General features: G+C 30.1%; 2 protein-coding genes. Both read left to right on the top strand.

Features of this window, described 5'->3' with window-relative positions; translation table 11 throughout:
• Nucleotides 1-246 precede the first annotated feature (246 nt).
• On the top strand, nt 247-933 hold the full coding sequence (locus tag AB4Y90_RS16780) for a DUF421 domain-containing protein (protein WP_441558714.1): 687 nt from the start codon (nt 247-249) through the stop codon (nt 931-933).
• 102 nt (nt 934-1,035) lie between these two features.
• Nucleotides 1,036-1,605, top strand: coding sequence for an HD domain-containing protein (locus tag AB4Y90_RS16775; protein WP_441558713.1), 570 nt, complete (start codon nt 1,036-1,038; stop codon nt 1,603-1,605).
• Nucleotides 1,606-3,370: the final 1,765 nt, after the last annotated feature.

Below are 3,370 nucleotides of genomic sequence, written 5' to 3'. Positions count from 1 at the left end.
ATCCTGCCTATCTCAGAATTAATTTTTAAAATTGTTGGTTATCAGATTTGCTTTCCGGTCTCACGGCTTTCGTAGGTATATGGGAATTAATTTTTCTATTGGTGAGAAGAAGAAAGACCTTCGTTTTCAAATCTTAACAATAGCATAATTATTCTTTCTACAGAAAAGAGTCTCCAAAGACTCTTTTTTATTGTAGTCATTTTCAATACAAACCTGGAAGAATCATCAAATAATAAAGAATATAAAATGAATTTAAATTGGAATGAAATTTTTGTTGGAGAATTAGATGTAAGTTACGTCATTGAAATTTTCCTCCGAACCATCCTGATGTTTATTATGGTATTGGTAATTTTAAGACTATCGGGTAAAAAAGGAGTAAGGCAGCTTTCACTTTTCGAGGTAGCCATAATTATTGCATTGGGATCAGCAGCAGGAGATCCGATGTTTAATAAAGATACCCCCATTCTACCTTCGTTGTTAGTGTTTGCGGTTATTATCACGGTATACCGGATAATTACTTATTTTGCCAGTAAAAGTGAAAAGTTTGAAGATGTCATAGAAGGTGAACCGCTGTATGTTATTGAAGACGGACAGTTTGTTTTGGGTGTTAAGAATGACCATACTTTTGCTAAAGATGAATTTTTTGCCGAAATGAGACAGGAGTCGATTGAACATGTAGGGCAGGTCAAAACAGCAATTCTGGAAACGACGGGTAATATCAGTTTTTATTTCTTCAGAAATGAAGAGGTTCTTTTCGGTCTTCCGATTCTTCCTAAAGTTTATGAAAAGAAAATCAATACGATTGAGAAAGAAGATATCTATGCTTGTACCTATTGTGGTTATTCAGTTTTTCTGAAGAAGTCTGTAAAAAATTGTGAAAGATGCCAGAGGAATGAATGGGTTAAAGCCATCAAAACTTTAAGGCTTACTTAAAATCTGAATTCATATAAGAAATTTAGTAACTACTTTTAATGTTATAGGCAATTCCAGAATAAATATATAAAGAGACAACGCCAATTAAAAATTATCAAACTCATGGACAAGCAAAACGTATTACATGAAGTTATTACATTCGCTGATCGTGCACACGGTGAGCAAATGAGAAAATATAGTCCCGACCGTTATATTGTACATCCGATCAGGGTAATGCAGACTTGCGGTCAATATATTGATCGTCTTCCTGTCCTTGCAGCTGCGATCCTACATGATGTTCTTGAAGATACATTGACATCGGCTAGTGATATCAAATTGTTTCTCTTAAAACATATGAGTCAGGAAGAGGTTGAGACTACCATTCAACTTGTTACGGAACTGACCGATGTCTACATCAAGAAAGATTTTCCGCATTTAAATCGTTTTAAACGAAAAAAAAAAGAACTTAATCGTTTACAAAAAATTAGCCCTGATGCGCAAACTATTAAATATGCGGATATAATAGATAATGCGAAGGAGATTTCACAAAGCGATCCTGATTTTTCAAAACGATATTTACAGGAGTGCTATGATATTGTAAATGCATTAGAGTCTGGAAGCCCCGATCTTCGTCACAAGGCATTTGAAGTTATTCAAAGCGCACAAAAAAGGTCGATAAATAAGGACGAATAACAAAAAATCTTTTTATAAATTTAATATATAACATAAATAATGTTGTAAAACAGCGGTAATGACTCATGTACCAATCGTTCATGAATGTTCAGAAATTTCAACATTCATTCCGTCTTAGAGCTTTTCAAGAAAAATTGTGTACCAATCAAATTAATAACTACATCAGAATAAGTTCCCGGATAAAAACAATTCATTTTCAGAAAATAGATGAACTCATATGTAAGTATTTAATTCGAATGGGAATTTTAACGTTTGTCGAAAACCAGTCGAGACAAATATTATACTCCACCTCCAACCGACTGTAATAATTGGTTATGTTTTTAAATGAATTTTTTTTATAATAGATTACGAAAACAAATATATTTTGGAGTTTCTACCCTTGTTACGACACAATTCTTATACTCTTTAAATCTTTAAGAGTATGAAAAATATCAGTTTACAGTTTAAGATTGAGCCGTATCTTTGAGTGAGCACTGCGGAAATATATCTTCTGTAGCTCAAGAATCGGGATATTTAAAGAAAGTTCAGTCATTAGAGAAAACTTCATAAGAAAGTATGCTTACATCTATACTCAATTTTGCAACGTTCGAGATATAGCGACGTTTAATATGAATTTAGATATGATTTTTCTATCCTACATTATTAGAATTAGACATCCTTATTACATAGTTTTCTTTTCATTTATATTTTTTTGTACTTTCGCAAAATATTAACTGAGTATGGAAGATTTAGATAGCAGTGGTGATTTTTATACTATCCTAAAATTTGTATTTGTAATAATAGTTCTATATGCAATTCTTTATATATTCGTAAACTATAAAAATAAATTTTAGTTTTTTTGATTCATACAAATCTAAAAAATAAATCTGAATTTTTATTTTAATCAAATTGATTCTTCTATAAAAATGTTGTTTGATAATAAAAAGTATATATTTAGTATAATACGGTGTGAATCAGTATTGTCCTGTTAACTACTGATTTTAATTCGGAAATTGCTACCTTATTATGATATAATTTTATACTCTTTTAATTTGAGGATATAATAAAGATCAGAAAAGCTTACGGTATTGAGTTTAAGATCCAAGCAGTATCTTTAAATGAACGATGAGGATAATATATCGTTGATAATCAAGAATAGAGGATTTGCAAAAAAAACCTGTAAAGCTTTCTTGTCGGTAAGTTTATAAGGATTATTGTACTCTTTTCGGTGTGGTTTACATCTTTCAAGTAACTGCTATATAACTTAGTAGTAGTAAACCTTTTTGCTAATTAGTTGAACTATTGAAAATTTAAAATGTTGATTTTCATGATAAAAGGTAACTGATAATGGATATCCAAAAAAATAATTTGTTATGCAGATATTAACAATCAGATCATTTTCAAGAAAAAAGGTAATCTCATGATTTAAAAATAGAAATGGCTTGTTATCTTGGTATATAACAATCGATTCATTCCGAAAAGATATGTTTAATGTGGCCAAAATAAAATCTGAGGATTTATAAAGGTATTTTTTTAAGTATGAATTCAGTCTTTTTAATTTTCTTTTCATTAGTTGATAGATTTTTTTGTCCAAAAAAAATTGAAAATTGTCTTTAATTCTATAGGTCAGTTTATTATATTAAAGTATTAAAGACGTTCGCTTTATAAGACTAGAGTTAGACTTTACCGCTATTATCTTTGACCATTTGTATGAAAATGGAAGGGGAGCTTCCAGTTATTTTTTTAAATACAAGTGCAAATTTACTTTGTGATGAAAAACCTGCTT

Origin of the sequence: Chryseobacterium sp. 2TAF14, from assembly GCF_052115105.1 — a bacterium.
Classification (GTDB): Bacteria; Bacteroidota; Bacteroidia; order Flavobacteriales; family Weeksellaceae; genus Chryseobacterium.
This window is presented reverse-complemented; position numbering and strand designations above follow the sequence as displayed.

Bases quoted from the DNA above. Each gene is read 5' to 3' on its own strand.
- AB4Y90_RS16780 (WP_441558714.1), top strand. From the start codon at position 247: ATGAATTTAAATTGGAATGAAATTTTTGTTGGAGAATTAGATGTAAGT.
- AB4Y90_RS16775 (WP_441558713.1), top strand. From the start codon at position 1,036: ATGGACAAGCAAAACGTATTACATGAAGTTATTACATTCGCTGATCGT.